Genomic DNA, 18,538 nt, shown 5'->3' with positions numbered 1-18,538 from the left:
CATCCATCACCTACCCCTACTATTTTCAAGAGACCATCATTTATCAAGCGCTCCTCAGCTATTAAATACCCAATTGCTCGCTCTCCATATAATCCACCCTTGTCCTGGCTAGCGCATTCGGGAAGTTCGTGTGGATATACGCTATCATCTCCTCGCGGATAAAACAACGCAGGTCAAAAGCTTGCCCCGAATTGCGGCAGCTCATCAGGCAGCGGATCTCCATGGTACGCTCTTTAAAGTCAGTTACCTGAAGCACATTGACTTTACCGTCCCAAAGGGGGTGTCCGGTAAGTAAGGCTGTCAATTTCTCACGCAATAGCTGCACAGGTACGGTAAAATCTGTATAGATAAATACAGTACCCAATATTTCAGAAGTCGTCCGTGTCCAATTTTGGAACGGTTTTTCGATAAAATAGGTGATGGGCAATACCAAACGGCGTTTGTCCCATATATTGACTACTACGTAAGTGAGATTGATTTCCTCCACACGCCCCCATTCCCCTTCAACAACCAAGACGTCATCCATTCGGATAGGCTGTGTAAAAGCAATCTGAAAGCCAGCAAGTAAATTTCCCAAGGACTTCTGTGCAGCAAAACCGATGATAATACCGCCAACCCCCACGCCAGTAAGCAAGCCTGCACCGATTTTCTGCATGCTATCAAAGCTTAATAGGATAATCGCCAAAGAAATTACGATGATGAGGGTGACGACCACTTTCCGGATAAAGACGATTTGCGTTCTAATCTTTCGTTCGCGCAGGTTATTCTCCTTATTGATATCAAAACGATGATAGAGATAATCTTCAAAAACCTTAATCCCCTGTATCAGCACAACAGCAAAGAAACCGACCAATAAAAGTTCATTGGTTTTGGTCACGACGCGGAGGGTCCTTTCGTTAAATTGTGCGAAAGGCAACAAACTGTTAAAGACAATTAATGGGATAAATACACTCAGCACACGGTTAAAGCGACGGATAAAGGAACGGAAAAGGGAATACGATTCCTGTTCAATGGCCTGCCTGCGCAATAAAGGAATAAATATCAGCTTAATCAAAATACCAATCAAAAATGAAAATAGAATTAATGCAATATTCCAGAGCCATGCGGGCCATTTCTGTGAAAGTTGAATTAATGTTTCGTTCATCATACTGTTCTTTCTTTGTGTTAACACTTGTCTTTATTAAAGTATAACTGCTCAGCAGGGTTAACGTTTGTTTTATTTTGAAAAAGATTGGCTAAATAAACAGCAAAGAATACGGCCATGCACTTTGCTAAGCACATGAGTGTTGATGCGCCATAATAAAAAGGCATTCACAATACCAAAAATCAAGAATTCTTCAAAATAAAAATTAAAAAAAAACAGTATTACACAATAATATAAAGTGATAAAACAAAAAAAAGCAATATTAATAAGCATAAACAGAAAAATAAAATGAAAAAAACAGCAATTATATGCTAAAACAAAAGAAATAGAGGCAAAAAGAGGTTAAAAATCAAATAAAAATAAATTTTTACCAAAAAAAAGCAAATAAAAACAGATTAAATTTTGAAAAAACAATAATACACCCTATATTTACAACACCTTAATAGGTTTATAATTGGTTATTTAAAGGTTTTCATCTCCCCGATTGAAAACCTTTTTTTTATTTTATATTTAACCATCAAAAAATATGTTCTTTGAACATTCTTTACAGCAAAATCCTATCAATCTCTAGCAAATCACCACAAATATGTCCAAGAACTTGATCCCCTTAACTTAAAGATTCTACATATCGGTGGCACCACAGCCAATTATATGATCGGAATCGGTTTGGCTGTAGAAGCCTTCCTATTCTTTCTAATGGGATTTAATCCCCCTCCTGCAGAACCAGACTGGACATGTGTCTATCCTAAATTGGACGATAATTTCACTGGGCTGCGTGATTTCAGCGAAAAAGTATCTGTTATGAATAAGCTCTCAGATGTTTCACTTGCGACAGGAGAATTCACCAATAGGCTCCGAACAGCAACGTCTAAGTTTGATAACCTGAGCCTAGCGTTTGAAAAAGCTTCGCAAAACCTAGTCGCCATGTCGAATACCTCTGGCGATACGTCCAATTACCACGAACAGGTAAAAAGTCTACCAACCAACCTAAGTCAATTGAATGCAATGTACGAGCGTGAACTACGCGATTCGGCCTCACATTTACAATCGATGAACAAGTTTTATGAGAACCTACGCTTTACTATGCAAAACTTCAACGAATCGCTGGATGATTCCAAAGCATTTAAAGATGAAGTGGGCAAGCTTGCGAAAAACCTCAATGCCTTGAATGCCATTTATGGCAACATGTTGAGCGCGATGAATCAGCCGCGTGTGTAATTAATTCTTGTATCACTTAAATCAAAAACAATGGCATTAAGAAGAGAAACTCCAAGACGAAGGATGATCGCATTCCAGACCCTATTGCCAAGTTTGCTGGTAAAACAGCCGGTTCGATGGCTACTGTGCGGAAAACTGGCTAACGATGCGATACATTCGAATAAAAATAATCGCGGTCAATGATTCCCCCATTGGACAGATAATGATAACCGTCCCATAATGCTTCCCTATAATTTAAAATTTCTTTAGCAGCTCCCTGTGTCTGTTCCTGCTGAGACTCACTGAATGCTTGATACAATTCATCGTCTGTCGTAAAGATATTTTCTAGCGCACTGGACGCCTTAGCCTCTTACAAACTAATGGAATTGATTAAAATACCCTGGTTTGGTATGACAATACTTCGCCCCTGTAGACGGCCTATTGCCGCTTTAGCATTTCCCAGTTGCTCATATATTTCGACAGTCTGATAGTATTCGGGAGCTATCGGCAATTCAGGAAGCCCATTCCATGGCGCTGCTCTATCAGGGTTAATCCTATATGTCATATACGAATATACAAAAAATGAACCTTAAAAACCAATACATTTTAAGGTGAACACTAATTTGAGCCTCACTCAAATATAATTTTATAACTATTGTTCACCTTAAAAACACTCATCTTTTAAGGTGAACAATAATTTGAGCCTACTTTCTCCCCCTCCACCAGATCCAATACCCTAGCACAGCTAGTAAAACTGCCCCTATCGCAAAGATTTGAGTTGATACGACTTTATTTTTCCGCTTCACATATAAATCAGAAGCCGCTGCCGCCTCGCTGTTTACACGCTGAAGCTGCAAATTCTCTTCAGTTTGTTTTATGTTCGACTGCTCTGCGAAAAGTCTTCCGCCCTTAGCCCATAATCCGCTATCCGGATGAAACAAAAATGGACTATCCGTACTAAAATACCAATAGGAAGATAAACTATCCTGCTGCTTCTGATGATAGGCCAGATCCCAATGTTCATATTGATTATAACGCTGCGTGGATTTCTCTTCCAATTGCTTTTTCCCTTGGAAAACGCTGCAACTGATGATTACAGCAGTGCTTATCATGAAGAGGAAAAAAACTAGGCTTCGAGCTACCGAAATTTTGTATTTATTCATGACCATGCCCTCCTCAATCGATCCAGTTAGCGATAGCATAAATAGTAGCAAGTGGACGCCGCCGCGATTCTACCCGGTCATGGCTATTGCCTTCTACCGAAATCAACAGGGATCCCTTTATAACTTTAACTAGGCCTACATGATGGATCCGTTTTAATTGGCTGCTATAGATCGCAAATAAATCGGCTTGCCGCACATCTCCTTTCAAGAACTGCACTTTAGTATAGCAGCGCGCTTTTGGAAAGAGCGCGGGGCTCCATGCACTGCGCGGTATGGAAAGACCAGCTTGACCATAACACCAGCTGGCAAATGCTGCACACCATTCATAACCTTCATCGAGGCCTACATAGGCCAGGTATTTGGAAATCTCCGGTCCCTTATTTTCACCCCCTGTCTCCCTTACGCCAATTTCATTCGCTGCAATTTCATCAATCTGCCGCCTAAGCAGATCAGTGTTACGTACACGAGCATAATCATTGTTACACCTTCCGTCTAAAAACAGCATTTCCAGTAGCAGCAGAAATGCAAAGAGCAATAGAAAGAAAACCGAGAAATAAAGAATGGATTGTTGCCATGAGTTTAATTGATTAAAGTGATAATAAATATCTTGTCTATAATATTTGAAGGGTCTCCAGAGATATTCCAGCAACCAGGTGCAGCAACACATAAAGACCAATCCGGCCATTAGCCCAAAATAAAGCAGGGACAGTACCCCCAGATCAAGCGCAGCTGATGCCGGGTCGAAAAATTGTAAGATACTCCCAACATATAGGAAAATAATGACCAATAATATGCTTGCCATACCGAGCAGGTACTTGGGCTCGATCGGCAGTTTTTGTGTTAGACCATACCATGGTCCTTTCATTTCTACACTGTTCATAGTGATATAATTTAATAGTAAAAAATAGTTATACGTTGCCAGCATATTGACTCCGCGAATAGCGGTTTCGATTCCGATCGCGCAGCAAGATAAAGACATCAAGCCGGACATTTTGCATATAATCAGGCAGTTCGAGTCTTAAGCCTGAACTCGAGCGCGTAACCAGGGGCTCGTTACGGATAGCGACTCCGGCTATCGGATCATAAGCCACCAACAGCAGCTCGTCATCGTGGTTCATGGCCGTGATCTCACCACCGTCAAAGTCTAACCACAATCCATTATCATCCAGCGCCATACTCTCTACGCTTATCCCTTGCACAGAACCATCGGAGAGCAGAATGAGAGCAGGATCAATATATTGATCCGGGTATTCACCTTTGACCGCATATTTGACCGCATGCGCCATTGCCAGATTTCGGGCAGAAAGATGTTTTGCTTTTTCCCGACGTACGTACTGTGCAAATCCCTCCCTAATAATCGATGCCAATGGCAAGAGATATTGGCTGGCCAGATAAAATTTTTGCTGCGTCATCAGCATACCTATTGTCTTCTTTTGTTTTCTTTTTTTCATCTGAAATGTATTAATGAATAACATCCTTTTCACGATACCGAAATATACCAAGGGCAGGTATGCCCTTGGCAATTTTCTGCTTCTTAGGCGAGCATTATTTCACCGAGATAACTGCTTCTGCTGATTTTGGTCTTTGTCCGGTCGGACATAAAATACCAGATATGTACAGCATCCCCCAGCAGATGCTCAGGTACTCCAAATGTGATCACCCCATCTTGCCTTTTCGGCAAAGTTGGCGAAGTCATGAATTCATCCTTTGCCGGATGGTAACAGATCACATAAAAGAGATCGTCTCCTTTTGTCTCGTAGACATCGTTATTGCCCGTCGACCAAGCCACTGTAATCTGATCTGCATCAAAACCAGCTTCTACTGTTCCGCCCCCGCCGTAGATCCCATCGGCAATTCTGATCTTGCTATAGTCCAAGCTCAGATCAGGATAAACACCCTGAATAGCCAGATCCTGATTTAGCTGAAAAGCATAGTTGAGCGGCGTGAGGCGGTCTGCCTTTTTCTGGCCAAAACCGATTTTTAGAAAGTTATTAATCGGCAGCAGAAAACGCATCAGCGTCTTAAATCTTGCCTGCACGATGAGCTGTGCTTCCGTATACGGCTTATTGCTCTTTTTAGCGAGCCCTCTGATATAGTTGATGCTCTTCCAGCTGGCACCGATCACTGAGCCGGCCTTACCACTAAAGCCCCCATTTGCTCCGTTTACAATTGTTCCCATTTTTAAAAAATTTTAAGGGTTAAAAAATAAATCGCCAAGATTTTTATACCGGTATTTTTGCTTGACAGAACAAACATAAAACATTCATTAACAGAAAAATACAACACAAAACAGATTGTCCGATGCTTGTCCGAAGGTTGCCTATCAATTGTCCGAATGCAGCCAATCGATAAGTAGAAAACCCTACAATGATCTGCTACCGGATTGCTTATGGCCTCCAGTTGGGATTGACTTATCAAATACCGATGATGAACCTATTTAAGACCTAGTTCGATAGGTAAACACAAGGTCTCAACTAGGAGTTAGCTAGGAAAATTGGCGAGAAAAGGGCATGAAAGGGATGAACCAAGCCTATGGCAGATGCGAACGAGCGCTTAAACAGCAGCGAAGCCCGGCCCGATGGCCAAGAACTTCGCTGCAATTTAACATCAGCTATTTAGATAACGTTTGAGCCGGAGCACGTCGTCAAGCTTAAAATACTTTTTGCCCCCTTTATCGCGCTGATACACCTGAATAAGGCCTAAGTTTTGATACCGCAACAACGTACGGTCCGATACGCCTACCGTATCTTTGACAAATACCGTGTCACGAAGTTCCACCTTGTCGTCATCAGCCTGAATGCTATCCAGCACTGCAGTTTTCAACTTTTGTATTTCTGTAAAAAGGATATGTAAGGCCTGCAAGAGATGCGCATCTGTCTTTGGACTTGGGTTGTTGTACGAATTTTTTCTCATATTTTTAGTTGTCTATAATGGCAAATGGGATTATCCACCAAGTGTATTGGAATTAATAAAGCTAAAGAATTCCGGATACAGTTTTTTGTCACCTACGGGGAGCGTTTTTTTCGTTCCTTCAGTCATCAGTACCCCGCCAACGCCATAACTGTAAAAAAAATTGATATTAATAATAATGCTCTGATGGCATTGTTTAAACCACTTCACCGGCAGTCGGCCCAATACTTCACGCATGGAACTGCTGCAGCTCAGTGTTTTACCTCCGATCATGTGAAATTTAACCTGGCCATTGGTACTTTCCACATAAACAAGTTCTTTCATACGAACCTCCGTACGTTGATAACGAACCGGCCCTTTGATCATAAAATAATAGGTATAATTTTCCAGTGAATCGTGATCAGCGAGGGGGATCAATTTAGCGAGCACTTCGTCTACCCGGCGCAATGCGGCATAGAAACGACTCTTAGACACCTCTTTGAGTAGCACATCAACGACACCAAAATCATATCCCGGGTCTTCGTATTGGCGGTGTGCTGTATAAAGAATTGTTTTTAGATTTGAGCTGGGCAGAGTTCTTAAAAAATCAAAAGCGTTGGTCTTTCCTAGTTCGACATCAAGGATCATAAAATCCACTTTGTTGGCACGCAGAAAAATCCGGGCTTCCTGCGGATCACTAAACGTTTTGGCAATCTGCACATAGCCGATCTCTTCGACCATTTCAAGCAGATGGTCTATATGCGGCTTTTGGTCATCGATGATGATTCCTATCCATATTCTATTCATATTTTCCGTCATTTTTTGTTCCTTAAATTATTTGTAGCGCTGCACACATAACGTGAGTTCATAATGCTCAGCGTCCTGCTTTTCTTCCATCGAAAAGTCCGTTCCAAAGAGGTATTCCATGCGTGTTCGTACATTTCGAAGCCCCACATCGTGACTTGGCATCATCTGAGGGCCGCTTCGTTTTTTATTTTGAACCATAATCCGATAACCGGTATTACCGACAAGAATGTCGATTTTGGCCGGGTGATCTTTATCCCAAAGGTCCGCATGCTTGAATAAGTTACCAGCGAGCGTCTGCAATAGTGTAGGTGCAGTACTAAATCGCATCAGGTTACCCGAGCAGCAAACATTTATATAAAAAGGATTCGGTTCGACTTCCTCCTGGATGGACAAGTACTGCTCCAGTGCTTTCACTTCATCTGCTAATAATATATGGGTTGCCCCTTCCACCTGATGGGCCTCCATGTAGAATTTCATTAAGCGATAAATTTCCTCAAGCTGCATGCCCAATTTACGATCATAGGGATCCACCTTATTTTTTAAATGGCTAAAAATATTCGCCATCATATGCGGATGCACCTGTGCAGATAAGGTTGTATACTGAAAAGATTTCATGCTAGATTCTGCATTCAGGCGTGCTTTCACTGCCTCAAGTTTATCAGTTGATTCGCGAAGCTTACTCTTATAGTAATAATAGCCCACCGCCATCACCGTATAATTACTATGCATGACGAGAAAGGTCTGAGAATACTTCGTCCAACTAAAGGCATGATGAACGACAACGTACTTGTTATTTATAATCTCCAGTCCAAATTTTCCATACAATTCGTAGTACACGAATATTCCGGAGAGTAAATAAAAGCCTATCATCAACACGGTAGTTCCCAGTATATGACCCCGATCGTAAACATACTTCAAAATCAGATATATCGCATAGAAGATGATCGCGCAGTAAAACACGGTGATGAAGGAAGCTCCCAGATTCAGTCTGGAATTGCCTAGTGCATTTACAACAAAAAAATAAAAACTATATCCTATCCAGAAACAGCAGTGCGACAGCCACTTTCTTTTAAAGAACCTATTCATATTATTGGTTTATATTGATAACCTAAAGATAATTACAACATTATGTTTATACAAGTATTCCAATCGATTTCTTATAAAATCGTTACAGGAAGAGGATAACTCAGGTAAGTAAACTTGTCGAGCAGCAGCTGTTTCTCTTTCATGCTAAATGAAATTATACGATTAGTTGCCGACCAGGTTGCTTCATCTGAGCTTGGAGACATGCTTTTGTGTAGGTAAAACCAAGCTTCCCAGGCCTCCGGATATTCCAATAGGATCTCTTCGAAATCCCCATAAATGATGCGGCTAAAATAGTCCGTAAACTGCCTGGCGCTCGGAAACCAGTTTTTAAACCAATGACTCAATGTGCAAATAACAATGGGCTCATTTTCTGCCGCTATTTTGGCAATTAGAACTGTTATATTTTTTTGAAGCAAAAAAGCCATATGCAGAATCCCATGCTTTATCTTAATGCTGCCATTTAGAAAAGGGATTTCGCTTAATTTTTGCGCCTGGAAATCTTTTGCAGCACTTGCCCCTCCATCGAGGTAGCAGAATATATGATAGCCAAGATCCATCTGCTGCCGTAACTTAAAGAAAAGATAAGGATCCTCGGCGTCTAGAAATACAACTTGTTTTTGCCAACGATCACCGAGCAAAGCTGCGTAATGCTGTGACTGCTGCAATATAACCTCTTTAGCCACAGGTATACAAAGTTTATAGCCACGCTGAAGCAGAAAGGCAGGAACAGCCCGATAGTAACCAAAATGAAAGCTCAGGATAACTTGTGGTCGCTCTGGCGGCGAGAGCCAAAAGATGTTGTCCGCGAACAGAAATTTAGTGGCGTCCGTTTGCGCCTGCCGCCTTGAGAAATTGATCACCTCACGGTGTAGATTTTGCTGGATATCGAGCTGATGGATACCCAAAAGATGCTGCACATTGGCCGAGAAAAAAACAAAGTTCCGCCAGTCCTTTTCGGTATAAGCCTGCATAGCGGCTCTCCAAGTAAATTGCATATAAAAATACGTTAGGGTTAATATTGGGAATATGCTATGCCCAAGGATAAGGCACAGCATACTCAGTTATTATATTATGCTTTTAAGGGAAAACGATATTGCATTTCCCTCCATCTTCCTCTTCATCAATACCTAACATCAAGTCAGTGATGGTCAGAGGATGTGGATTGTATAGACCAAATTGGGCCAAAAGTGTTGTTATTTCCACGTTGTTTCTCGTAAAAGATAAAACCATAGGCTGTTCTCGCAACAGCATTACGGCTTCAGGCACTGAAGACTGTGGATCGATCGGGAGTAAAATTTCAACTAATAATTGGATAGCCAAAGGACATCGCCTTCATCTACCATTTGGTCCCTAAACTTTCCATTTTGTAGATAATTTGGGTGGCAAAAGAGGTTTTTCTAGAGGCAAAAGGCTTTATAGGGGTAGTTTCGTCAATGATTTTCAATCGTCGTAATTTTGTTAGTGTAACATATATTACTGACAGTAAGCCATGTAAACAAAAAAACTTTATTATGTCAATTAAGCATAACGCCAAGGCGGGATTCAAACTATTATTTGATTTTTGGGGGAAATATCACACAATAGATCATTTTCACTATCAGTGGGCAAAAGACAACCTCAAAGTCAAGATCGTCAAACGAGGCGAGCAACTCAGTCCAGCTGACCGTCATTCGGAGATGACCTATTTTGTCGCGAAAGGCCTCCTGGCTCGGGTTGAAGAGAACACTGAAACCGGCAAACGCAGGATTATGAGCCTTGCTATTCCGAACATGGCTTTAATGACGACCAATCACCTATATACGCATCATCTACACAGCGGGCATATTGTGGCGCTCCGTTCGGGAATTATTATTGCGATCCCACATTCGGTACTTCGGCAATTTCAGGAACAGGAAAAATCCATCGATACGTTGATTGACGTATTGGGCAATAAAAAGAAAAGGCAGCTGGTATTGCTTAGACAGGCCACCTTGGGCTATTCTCCTTTTGAGCGTTACCTTAACTTTACCCGGCTGTTGCCCGAAATTAAAGCTGCTACCACACAGGTTGAGCAGGCTGATCTACTGGGCATCTCCCGCCACACGGTGCAGCAGGCTCAGTATTTTCTGCTCACGGGCAAATATGCCCAAAAATAGCTCCTATGGTACAGGCCTATATCAGACTTATTTTGCATGCAACTTTGTATAAGGAGCTAGCGAAAGTGCTGGCTTTAATAAACATTTTATAAACTAAACTTTAAGCTTATGCTTACAAAAAGAAACAGCTGGCTACGTGCCGGCACATTAGCCGTATTAGGATTGGGCCTTGCATACGGTACCCAAAGTTTCACCGAAAAGAAAGAAGTGAAAATTGAGAAAACAGTATCAAGATCACTTGACGATCCGACTTGGTACAATAATGAGCTGGTCAATTCAGATCCAACCAATCCAGCGAATTATGCGTTGACACCAAAATTTGAGTGTGGTGATGATGACCAGGAGATCTGTTCCATCAAAGCACCAGATAACGGTTCGGGTCAGCCCGATATGTCGCATCAAGTAACACCCGGCGTGACAGTTGAAGATCAGATTGAAGATGCAGTATCCAGTTCTAACACCAACACTACTGTGCAAGCATTTCGCTCCAACCAGTAGACAAAAAAGCAGGCTTCCCTCATCGGAAGCCTGCTTCCGTTTCTTACCTCGGATTTTGTTCAATATTACTTTGACTAATCACTTCGGCGGGGATGGGATATAGATAACGGGCATCGTTAGCCGGTAGCTCATATCGTTTCGTCTCTCCATTAGTTATGACCTCCCGTACCAGATTTACGGCATGCTTGGGTTCGAGGTTTAATCGCTTCAGATCCGACCACCTTACACCCCGAAATAACATTTCCTTACGTCGCTCATTTAGGATCAAGCGCAATAAATCTTCCGGATCAGATAATTTCAATGCGGCAAATGAGCCCTTTCGAATCCGATTTTCCAACAGTTTATTGATATCGCCCAAGGCCGTCTCAGTAGCTCCTAAACGGGCATTGCATTCTGCCCGGATCAGAAAAAGCTCATCGTTGGCAAAACCCGCAAAATAAGTAGCCGAACGTCCAGAGTAATAACCTTTGAAAGCATATTCTGTTGCATTCACTGATTTAAAATAAATGACCTTGCGGAGATCATTAGCATCAAATAGGTTATATACTTCCATAGGTATTCTGGCCCGGCTACTGTTCAGTGCAGCACTCCCGGAAATAGTCGATCCATAGTAGATCATTTCTACATTTTTTGGTGTAATGGGGTAATTAAGTTTAGCGTCAATGGTATTAAAATCCATCAAATCTGCATTTATTTTCAGGCATTCATTGGCATAATACCGTGCTTGCTCATAGTCTGCAATACTCAGATATATTCTTGCCAATGCCGCATAAGCCGCTCGTTTGCCCGGTCGATTGATCTCAGCGGCCTGGTCCCTCAAATTAGGAATTGCCCCTTTGATATCATCAATGATCTGTTTGTATGTTTCATGTACCGTAGCACGTGTAACAGGAACATTAAAATCAGAAGTCAGCCGTATCGGCAGTCCGAAAGGGCTATCCGCAGTCTTATTATAAAGCGGACAATACAACTGGGCCGCATAGAAGTGCGCCAGCCCACGGACAAATAGGGCTTCGCCCTCAATATCTTTATTTTTAATCGGTTTCAGACGCTCAGCACCTTCCAGCACAATATTGGCGATCATAATGGTATTATAACAGGCTCTCCAATAAGCAACATCCGTTGTAATCATTTCTTTATCCCATCGATAAGCCTCCTGAAAGCTGGCGAGCATATTATTGTAGTTATCATGGTTCAGATAATAATCATCTGTCCCCAGTTCAATTAGTCCCGGATAATATAGATTAATCTGAGACTCAAAATCCAATAGCGCCCTTAAGTCCTCTTCCTTGTCGGGAGTAGCCGCAGACAACTGCGGCTTTTCATCCAAAAATTTAGTACAAGACTGGCAGCAAAGGCTCCATAGGAAGATGCCTATCCACATCATATTTTTCATTATAATTTCTTCCTTTCTATTAAAAATGAATAGATAACCCCAAGCTATAATTTCGAGCAGGAGGCATATTGTTAAAATCGGGGTCTATGCCCCATTTGTTGGCTTTCCATAACAGCGCTACATTGTTGGCCGAAGCATAAGCCTGTACGGGAAACTTACGCATGAGCAGCCATTGATATTGCAAACGAATATCCTGCAAGCGTATAATATCCCCTTTACCAATATTGGCTTCCGAGTAAGCATAGAAATCATCACGGTTTGAATTGGCTGGATAAGTCATCGATGGAACGGTTGTTTGAGATTCATCTCCTGGATTCTGCCAACGTTCTGCATAATCTCCATGGGTGCGCCAACCATTAAAAAGATCCAGGTACCGGATTGTTTCCTTTTGGAAGAAATGACCAAACTTGTAGGCGATATTGACACTCAAGAGCCACGATTTCCAGCTGAAAGTCTGGTTGAGCGATCCGTAATAGGGAGGGATTCCCGAACCGTGGTACACCAAATTTTGGATAGAGTCTGCCAGGATTTTGGTATAATCCTTAGAGATAGCCCCCTGCAGCGATCCTTGCGGATCGCCATTTTCAGGATCAAGTCCCATAAAGCGGTAAGAGAATACAGGATAGAGTGCCTTACCTTCGACTGGAGAAATACTTTGCCCTGCATAAGAGGTAAAAGTCAAAGCACGCCAGGTACCGCCATAATATTTGTTCACTTTGTCCTTATTTATGGTAAACAGTACCGTCGCATTCCATTTAAAGTTACCATCCAATATTTTTGCATTGAGATCAATATCAATACCCCTTCCCGAAGTAATAGCCACATTCCGTCGCAGCGTACTAAAACCAAAAGTAGGGTCGATGGGATCCGATGCAAAAAGATCCGTCGACTTTTTAAAATAAGCATCCGCGGAAAGTACAATCCGATTATTGATCAAGGAAGCGTCCAACGCGACATTGAACATGCGGACATCTTCCCAACGGAGCGATGGATTGGGCAGCAACGAGACGATGGCACGTGGAAAAGTGCTGACATCCGTATTTAGTCCCGACATATAACTGATAATAGGCAAACTAGTTGTCATACCACCCGAATTACCACTATGCCCCAATGTAGACCGCAGCTTCAAACTATTAACCATTTTATTCTTCGGAAAAAAGGCTTCATCTGACAGCTTCCACGCCAATCCAGCCGACCACAATGGATTCCATTTGTTGTTGGCATTTACCCCAAACAAGTTAGAGGCATCTTTTCGGCCACTTACCGAAAAGATATAACGCCCCCGATAAGTGTAGGAAGCATTCCCAAATAGCGATACATATCGACGCATTCGTTTATCAAACCCGTTTGTATAGGGAATACGGCTCAATCCACTCAGACCATCATAGATCGGATAGGCAGTTATTGGATCTATCAGTTGGCTATTGTACAGATTTTCGTCAAAACCATAGGTTGTAAACAGGTTGCTTTCTTCCCTGCGTGCCGACACTTCAGCGCCCCCAAAAAAATTCAGTTCATGTAGGTCACTCCATTTGTGTGCAAAATTGAGCTGTACTCTTCCTTTATGGCTGGTGAAATCATTGTTACCATTGGTCAGTATCCCTCCCAGCGGCACAATCCGTTTTACCGCCCCATTATTGATCTGCGTAAAACGGTTGATCAGATCACGTGTGAAGAAGGATTCCTGCCCGCGTAAGGTTCGATTCGCACCCAATTGACCTTCAAAGCCGTATTGGCCTGTAATATCTAGACTATTCCACAGCTTGACCGACAGTTTAAGCCCTGCATTCCAATAATTGGTATTATTATCGGATCTGGATGTACCAAATTCGTCCAACGGTCGATAAAACCAGTCCAGCAGTCCCTCATTGCGCGTAGCTACAGTCTCCATATACCTAAAATTATATTGTGATGGAATCGTTAGGGGATTACCGGCATCATCCATCAACTGTGCGTAAGGATATAGATTTGTCCTACCTCCGCCCACACCAATTGGATAATCAATGAGGTCCGGATTATAGCTATTCTTCATATTGGAATAAAGCAGGTTGCTCTCCAGCTTAAAGCGTTTCCAGAAATTCAGCTGATAACTTCCATTGATCACCAGCCGCTGATTACTACTTTCCCTTTTGCTGAGCATATTTCTATTGTAGCCGATCCCTACTCGGTAACCACTCTGCTCATCATGACCAGACAGCGCAATATTATTTTGGCTTAATATACCATTGCGATAGACGTAGCGGAGCAGGTCTTTTCGATAATCCTGAGTCATATATTGTTCGATACGCGCATCCATTTCCCCTTGCGTGATCAATCCTTTGGAAAGATCATACAGGCCATCAACAACTGGAGATACAATACCCCTATTCGAATTAGTACCGTTCAATATGGTATTGTAAAATCCTTTATCAAAAAGCATTTTTTCCACATCTATAAACTCTGCCGAAGACATTTTAGGTAAATACATCAGGTCAGGTTTGGCGGTAATGGTTAGATTAGACGAAAAATCCACCGCTGTTCCCTCCTGTTTATTTCGATTTTTTAGTTTGATTACGATAACACCATTTCCGGCCCGTGCCCCCCAGACCGATGTTGCTGCAGCATCCTTAAGCAGCGTAACGGTCTCCACATCATTCGGATTAATCGCGTTGATATCACCCTCAAAAGGCAGATCATTGACAATAATTAACGGTCCCATGAGCGCACTGGAAAGCGTATTGATACCGCGAATATTGATCTGATTGGTACCATCGCGCCGATCCATCTGCAGAGCCGAAAAATTCCCTTCTAAGCGGTCAAGAATATTGCCCGATGATAGTCTCTGCGTTATGACCTTTTCATCTACCTGTGCAAAAGCCCCGGTAGCACGGTCTTTGGGAATGCGCTGATAGCCTGTCTCGACCATCACCTCCTCAAGCTGATTTGTTTTCTTGTTAAGAACGATCCAAAAGTTCCTATTTTTGGATTCAGCAAGCGCCAGTACACGCGTTTCATACCCCATGTAGCTGACAGATAGCCGTTCACTAAGATCAGTCGCCGATACTTGAAACTTTCCTTCGCGATCCGTCCTCGTTTGCGTCTTTGTTTTCAACAGCGTAATGCTTGCGCCAGCAATTGGGTGGGCGGACTCATCTACTACTGTTCCAGTATAGTTGTGCTGCGCTTTTAATTCCATCTGCAAGAAGCATAATGTAATGAACAGCGCGTAAGTTAACCATCTATTCATAATTACCTTGCCCCCTCAACAAGTCGATTACATTATCAATCTGTTCTTTATTTACGAATGTATGACCTGTAATTGCCAGCACGGTACCGCGTGGCGAGATCCATACATATCTCGGAATTGAAGCATGCGGAAACAAGCTTATTAGATATTCATCATTATAAACAGTAGGTAGCGCGCTCCCTCCTATCCGAGCTAAGGTTTCGCTATAGGTCTTTTTGATTTTTTGGAGATCATCCCGGCGATGTTTGGTATTGACAAGTACCATGGCTAGCGTATCTGCATACTGTTGGCTCAGCTTCTCCCCTTTTGGCATCTGAGTGAGACACATTCCGCACCATGAGGCCCAGAAGTCCAAGATGATCAGCTTACCTTTCAGATGTTTTAGATCTGTAGTGATAGCCTTACCATTCGTGTAAACTTTATACTGTCGGGTATAAAAATCTTCGGGCACCCGATCGCCTACATTGATCGGTGCAACTGCAGAAAGCCCATCCGCCCCGCTGTCCTTGCGGGGGGTCTGGGCCGATAAACTAAACATAGAAACCAAACACAGCATTATCGCTCGTGCTCGTTTGCTCTTAAAAGCCTTGTACAAATTATATAGTATTGATTTCATCATCTTAAGGTTTTGGTGGGTTAATGGATTGAAAAAAATCATTGATTTGTTTGGTCAGCTGGATTTCCTTCATATTAGCTTCCAGAGTTGACAGTTTTAATTGGGTTGTATCTAAATGGCGGCTATGCGTTAGGAAATACGCCACCAGAGCACGTAGAATATCGGCCAAAAACAGCGTTTGCTGTACAGCCTCTAATTTGCTTTCGGTAACTTCGCCGAGGGTTTTGCATTTGAGGTCCAATGCATAGAGATACTCGCGTATCGTGACTAGCGGATAATTATCCCAAAAGTTTTCGATACATTTCAATGGATCGTAACTGTCTTCATGAATCTCGTAGAATGGCCTGTCAAGATGCAGGAGATCTTCATAAATGGCTTTCATGTGTTTAGTTTTTAGCTGTGACCTTAGCGCATAGCTCTCCCTGTCCGACCGAAATCAGCTTTTTTTGCGGGAGCCTGAGCTTGCTTAGGTCAGGTAAACAATAAATTAATTGGGAAGCTAGATCGCATTTGAGTGGTTATCACAAAGGTTATCATATTGGCGTGATGCAATCCATAGCAGTGTAGGGTCAAATCATGTTTGACTTAGCTACCCGAGCTACTCGGGAGCTGAAATAAGATTTTTTGTTGTCTGTTTTTTAAGGTTCATACTCACGTTTATAATTGTGAGTCTTATTCGGGAAAATGGCTATAGCAGGCCCTATCACCGTACAGCAAGGTTCCGACGCCTTTTAGAAACGGTCTACGATAGGGCCCATGACGCTATAGCTGTACAAATGTACAAATAAAGCAATCATAGGCATTATCCTATCGTCTCGTTCTAAATCAAATTGTCGGAATTTGCTGTCGAGACTCTTTAGTTTAATACCTTATTCATCTTGGATATTGATTCAAATATAGTCATAAAATTTATAAAATAAAAATTATTATTTATGAATAATAAATTATAACACACATTTAGTCTGCAAAAAGCAACATTTAGTAAATCAAACTTCAATAAATGAATGCGTCGACTAAATCCAGCAGTGCTGATCCTGATTTCCTTGCAGTAAAGTCATTATTTGAGTCCAAGATCATCAAAATCGATGAGGTTATTGGAAAAGCAAGGTCCCACAAAGATGGCGAAAGCTTTAGGGCTTCAATATAACTCCTATCTTGATAAATTAAATAACCCACAGAAATTCACTTTTGCCCATATATTTAAGATCGCATATTTATGTGATCTAGACCCCGATCTTATTTATAAGGTCATAAAAAACCAAACTTTTAAGAATCCTTAAAATCAAGCTTTCTTATTAAAAATGGACCTTTATTATAGAATTTCTATAATAGTATTTGTCTCAAATCTTTGCTTTTGATTTCGGAAACCCTTACTTTTAAAGTGCGAAGATAAAAGAGAAGGGAGCCGTGCAATTTGGGGCATAGATCTTAAAAAAGTACCGGTCGGCAAAATCAACAGTGGCGGTGCTATCCACAGGCCTTTGCTGGCTTTTGTATGCACATTCCTCATCCGAGGTAAAGGGCCATTGCTGATTTTAAGCTTTTGAGAAGCTATTCTGGCGGGCAGTATTTGTTCTTGATGAGCAGTGATACTGCAAGCTGACGAAGCTGATCCTTTATCTGCCGTCGTTCTGTTGTGGTTAATGACTTTTTTTGTCTCATAATTTACTAGTTGGGTTATCAACAAGAGTCTCGAGGCGGGAAGTAAGAACTTACAAAAGGAAAAGCTCCTACCTTCCACCGCCAACATGGTACCAGCAAGGACCTGACACGGTTTCCAGTAGGAGCTTTTCCCAAAAATTGTACAAATATACAAAATTGGGACAATATGCTCCTAAAGGTCTCGCGTCGATAAAATTGCTGGTTTCAGTTGACGAGACAGTAATCAGCTAACTGATTATGATACAAATATAAGTTAACAGAAATTAAAAACCAAAAATAAATTGGTTTTACCCAAAATATTTTTGTCAAATCTTGAAATAATTTTATGAAAATTCATATCGGACATATAATTAAAAGAGAAGCAAAAAATCAAGGTGTGAGCAATGCGCGTTTGATGGAAGAAATTAAAGTGAAAAATTCCCAAAACATTGAATATGATTTAAAGCAAGAAACACTATCGGTACAAAAATTAGCACTCTATACCTCAGCATTAAACCACAATTTTCTCAAATATTATACTGATCTCGAACCTTTCAAATCGTTCTACGAAAATGACAATAATACTTCTTTGGAAAAAATCAATTCTCTGAAGGAGCAATTAGATCAGGCTAATCGATTAATCTCTATGCAGGATGAAACTATACACACTCAAAAGGAATTAATTTCTACACAAAAGATATTGATAGAGGCCCTATCTGATAAAAAATAGAAACACATCA

The 18,538-nt window shown here is 41.6% G+C and carries 21 protein-coding genes; 5 read left to right on the top strand and 16 right to left on the bottom strand.

Features of this window, described 5'->3' with window-relative positions:
* Positions 1–61 precede the first annotated feature (61 nt).
* Positions 62–1,147 (bottom strand): mechanosensitive ion channel family protein, encoded by a 1,086-nt coding sequence (locus tag DTA23_RS16440; protein ID WP_232475655.1) that lies wholly within the window; start codon positions 1,145–1,147, stop codon positions 62–64.
* A 615-nt stretch (positions 1,148–1,762) separates the two neighbouring features.
* On the opposite strand from DTA23_RS16440, the gene porL reads away from it, so the two are divergent.
* A complete protein-coding gene (gene porL, locus DTA23_RS16430; RefSeq protein ID WP_394370146.1) occupies positions 1,763–2,362 on the top strand; it encodes a type IX secretion system motor protein PorL/GldL in 600 nt (199 codons plus the stop codon).
* A 139-nt stretch (positions 2,363–2,501) separates the two neighbouring features.
* On the opposite strand, the gene DTA23_RS29285 is transcribed toward porL, so the two are convergent.
* The 11 genes from DTA23_RS29285 to DTA23_RS16380 form a co-directional block, all read right to left on the bottom strand.
* On the bottom strand, positions 2,502–2,660 hold the full coding sequence (locus tag DTA23_RS29285) for a hypothetical protein (RefSeq protein WP_239468782.1): 159 nt from the start codon (positions 2,658–2,660) through the stop codon (positions 2,502–2,504).
* A 51-nt stretch (positions 2,661–2,711) separates the two neighbouring features.
* Positions 2,712–2,906 carry a hypothetical protein gene (locus tag DTA23_RS29280; RefSeq protein WP_239468781.1) on the bottom strand — a complete coding sequence of 65 codons (195 nt, stop codon included), beginning with the start codon at positions 2,904–2,906 and terminating at the stop codon, positions 2,712–2,714.
* A 139-nt stretch (positions 2,907–3,045) separates the two neighbouring features.
* Positions 3,046–3,453 carry a hypothetical protein gene (locus tag DTA23_RS16420; protein ID WP_172462437.1) on the bottom strand — a complete coding sequence of 136 codons (408 nt, stop codon included), beginning with the start codon at positions 3,451–3,453 and terminating at the stop codon, positions 3,046–3,048.
* 64 nt (positions 3,454–3,517) lie between these two features.
* The gene (locus tag DTA23_RS16415; protein WP_112375376.1) at positions 3,518–4,384 is read right to left on the bottom strand and encodes a C40 family peptidase; all 867 of its coding nucleotides are present in this window, start codon (positions 4,382–4,384) and stop codon (positions 3,518–3,520) included.
* Positions 4,385–4,412: 28 nt separating this feature from the next.
* Positions 4,413–4,979 (bottom strand): DUF6266 family protein, encoded by a 567-nt coding sequence (locus tag DTA23_RS16410; protein WP_112375375.1) that lies wholly within the window; start codon positions 4,977–4,979, stop codon positions 4,413–4,415.
* Positions 4,980–5,038: 59 nt separating this feature from the next.
* Complete coding sequence (locus tag DTA23_RS16405; protein ID WP_088159904.1) at positions 5,039–5,683, bottom strand: DUF6266 family protein; 645 nt, start codon at positions 5,681–5,683, stop codon at positions 5,039–5,041.
* Positions 5,684–6,111: 428 nt separating this feature from the next.
* Complete coding sequence (locus DTA23_RS16400) at positions 6,112–6,417, bottom strand: MerR family transcriptional regulator (protein WP_112375374.1); 306 nt, start codon at positions 6,415–6,417, stop codon at positions 6,112–6,114.
* A gap of 30 nt (positions 6,418–6,447) precedes the next feature.
* Positions 6,448–7,200 carry a LytR/AlgR family response regulator transcription factor gene (locus DTA23_RS16395; RefSeq protein ID WP_172462436.1) on the bottom strand — a complete coding sequence of 251 codons (753 nt, stop codon included), beginning with the start codon at positions 7,198–7,200 and terminating at the stop codon, positions 6,448–6,450.
* Between the two features lie 27 nt (positions 7,201–7,227).
* A complete protein-coding gene (locus tag DTA23_RS16390) occupies positions 7,228–8,286 on the bottom strand; it encodes a histidine kinase (RefSeq protein WP_112375372.1) in 1,059 nt (352 codons plus the stop codon).
* Positions 8,287–8,357: 71 nt separating this feature from the next.
* Entirely contained in the window at positions 8,358–9,281 is a 924-nt protein-coding gene (locus tag DTA23_RS16385) for a hypothetical protein (protein ID WP_112375371.1), read from the bottom strand.
* A gap of 82 nt (positions 9,282–9,363) precedes the next feature.
* On the bottom strand, positions 9,364–9,606 hold the full coding sequence (locus DTA23_RS16380) for a hypothetical protein (protein WP_112375370.1): 243 nt from the start codon (positions 9,604–9,606) through the stop codon (positions 9,364–9,366).
* Between the two features lie 191 nt (positions 9,607–9,797).
* On the opposite strand from DTA23_RS16380, the gene DTA23_RS16375 reads away from it, so the two are divergent.
* Both DTA23_RS16375 and DTA23_RS16370 read left to right on the top strand, forming a co-directional pair.
* The gene (locus DTA23_RS16375; RefSeq protein WP_146753102.1) at positions 9,798–10,421 is read left to right on the top strand and encodes a cyclic nucleotide-binding domain-containing protein; all 624 of its coding nucleotides are present in this window, start codon (positions 9,798–9,800) and stop codon (positions 10,419–10,421) included.
* A gap of 108 nt (positions 10,422–10,529) precedes the next feature.
* Positions 10,530–10,919, top strand: coding sequence for a hypothetical protein (locus DTA23_RS16370; RefSeq protein WP_112375368.1), 390 nt, complete (start codon positions 10,530–10,532; stop codon positions 10,917–10,919).
* 43 nt (positions 10,920–10,962) lie between these two features.
* Here the strand turns inward: DTA23_RS16370 and DTA23_RS16365 are convergent, their stop codons facing one another.
* From DTA23_RS16365 to DTA23_RS16350, 4 genes are read right to left on the bottom strand one after another with little or no spacing between them, the layout of a single operon-like run.
* Positions 10,963–12,306: a RagB/SusD family nutrient uptake outer membrane protein gene (locus DTA23_RS16365; RefSeq protein WP_172462435.1), complete on the bottom strand. Its 1,344-nt coding sequence runs from the start codon at positions 12,304–12,306 to the stop codon at positions 10,963–10,965.
* 28 nt (positions 12,307–12,334) lie between these two features.
* Positions 12,335–15,490 (bottom strand): SusC/RagA family TonB-linked outer membrane protein, encoded by a 3,156-nt coding sequence (locus tag DTA23_RS16360; protein WP_218565397.1) that lies wholly within the window; start codon positions 15,488–15,490, stop codon positions 12,335–12,337.
* A 43-nt stretch (positions 15,491–15,533) separates the two neighbouring features.
* On the bottom strand, positions 15,534–16,160 hold the full coding sequence (locus DTA23_RS16355) for a TlpA family protein disulfide reductase (RefSeq protein WP_172462434.1): 627 nt from the start codon (positions 16,158–16,160) through the stop codon (positions 15,534–15,536).
* 1 nt (position 16,161) lies between these two features.
* Complete coding sequence (locus DTA23_RS16350) at positions 16,162–16,539, bottom strand: hypothetical protein (protein WP_112375364.1); 378 nt, start codon at positions 16,537–16,539, stop codon at positions 16,162–16,164.
* A 618-nt stretch (positions 16,540–17,157) separates the two neighbouring features.
* Between DTA23_RS16350 and DTA23_RS27795 the strand changes: the two genes are divergently transcribed.
* Complete coding sequence (locus tag DTA23_RS27795) at positions 17,158–17,304, top strand: hypothetical protein (RefSeq protein ID WP_218565396.1); 147 nt, start codon at positions 17,158–17,160, stop codon at positions 17,302–17,304.
* Between the two features lie 840 nt (positions 17,305–18,144).
* On the top strand, positions 18,145–18,528 hold the full coding sequence (locus tag DTA23_RS16335; RefSeq protein ID WP_112375361.1) for a hypothetical protein: 384 nt from the start codon (positions 18,145–18,147) through the stop codon (positions 18,526–18,528).
* Positions 18,529–18,538 lie beyond the last annotated feature (10 nt).

The sequence above is a fragment of the Sphingobacterium multivorum genome (assembly GCF_900457465.1).
Taxonomy (GTDB): Bacteria; Bacteroidota; Bacteroidia; order Sphingobacteriales; family Sphingobacteriaceae; genus Sphingobacterium; species Sphingobacterium multivorum.
The sequence above is the reverse complement of the archived record's forward strand: the minus strand, read 5'-3'. Positions and strand labels throughout refer to the sequence as shown.

What these genes read in the sequence shown, in the direction of transcription:
- DTA23_RS29280 (WP_239468781.1), bottom strand. Translation starts at nt 2,906, where the DNA reads ATGACATATAGGATTAACCCTGATAGAGCAGCGCCATGGAATGGGCTT.
- DTA23_RS16350 (WP_112375364.1), bottom strand. Translation starts at nt 16,539, where the DNA reads ATGAAAGCCATTTATGAAGATCTCCTGCATCTTGACAGGCCATTCTAC.
- DTA23_RS16365 (WP_172462435.1), bottom strand. Translation starts at nt 12,306, where the DNA reads ATGATGTGGATAGGCATCTTCCTATGGAGCCTTTGCTGCCAGTCTTGT.
- DTA23_RS16405 (WP_088159904.1), bottom strand. Translation starts at nt 5,683, where the DNA reads ATGGGAACAATTGTAAACGGAGCAAATGGGGGCTTTAGTGGTAAGGCC.
- DTA23_RS16370 (WP_112375368.1), top strand. Translation starts at nt 10,530, where the DNA reads ATGCTTACAAAAAGAAACAGCTGGCTACGTGCCGGCACATTAGCCGTA.
- DTA23_RS16360 (WP_218565397.1), bottom strand. Translation starts at nt 15,490, where the DNA reads ATGGAATTAAAAGCGCAGCACAACTATACTGGAACAGTAGTAGATGAG.
- DTA23_RS27795 (WP_218565396.1), top strand. Translation starts at nt 17,158, where the DNA reads ATGAATGCGTCGACTAAATCCAGCAGTGCTGATCCTGATTTCCTTGCA.
- DTA23_RS16390 (WP_112375372.1), bottom strand. Translation starts at nt 8,286, where the DNA reads ATGAATAGGTTCTTTAAAAGAAAGTGGCTGTCGCACTGCTGTTTCTGG.
- DTA23_RS16395 (WP_172462436.1), bottom strand. Translation starts at nt 7,200, where the DNA reads ATGAATAGAATATGGATAGGAATCATCATCGATGACCAAAAGCCGCAT.
- DTA23_RS16415 (WP_112375376.1), bottom strand. Translation starts at nt 4,384, where the DNA reads ATGAACAGTGTAGAAATGAAAGGACCATGGTATGGTCTAACACAAAAA.
- DTA23_RS16335 (WP_112375361.1), top strand. Translation starts at nt 18,145, where the DNA reads ATGAAAATTCATATCGGACATATAATTAAAAGAGAAGCAAAAAATCAA.
- DTA23_RS16420 (WP_172462437.1), bottom strand. Translation starts at nt 3,453, where the DNA reads ATGATAAGCACTGCTGTAATCATCAGTTGCAGCGTTTTCCAAGGGAAA.
- DTA23_RS16385 (WP_112375371.1), bottom strand. Translation starts at nt 9,281, where the DNA reads ATGCAATTTACTTGGAGAGCCGCTATGCAGGCTTATACCGAAAAGGAC.
- DTA23_RS16400 (WP_112375374.1), bottom strand. Translation starts at nt 6,417, where the DNA reads ATGAGAAAAAATTCGTACAACAACCCAAGTCCAAAGACAGATGCGCAT.
- DTA23_RS16375 (WP_146753102.1), top strand. Translation starts at nt 9,798, where the DNA reads ATGTCAATTAAGCATAACGCCAAGGCGGGATTCAAACTATTATTTGAT.
- DTA23_RS16410 (WP_112375375.1), bottom strand. Translation starts at nt 4,979, where the DNA reads ATGTTATTCATTAATACATTTCAGATGAAAAAAAGAAAACAAAAGAAG.
- DTA23_RS16440 (WP_232475655.1), bottom strand. Translation starts at nt 1,147, where the DNA reads ATGATGAACGAAACATTAATTCAACTTTCACAGAAATGGCCCGCATGG.
- DTA23_RS16355 (WP_172462434.1), bottom strand. Translation starts at nt 16,160, where the DNA reads ATGATGAAATCAATACTATATAATTTGTACAAGGCTTTTAAGAGCAAA.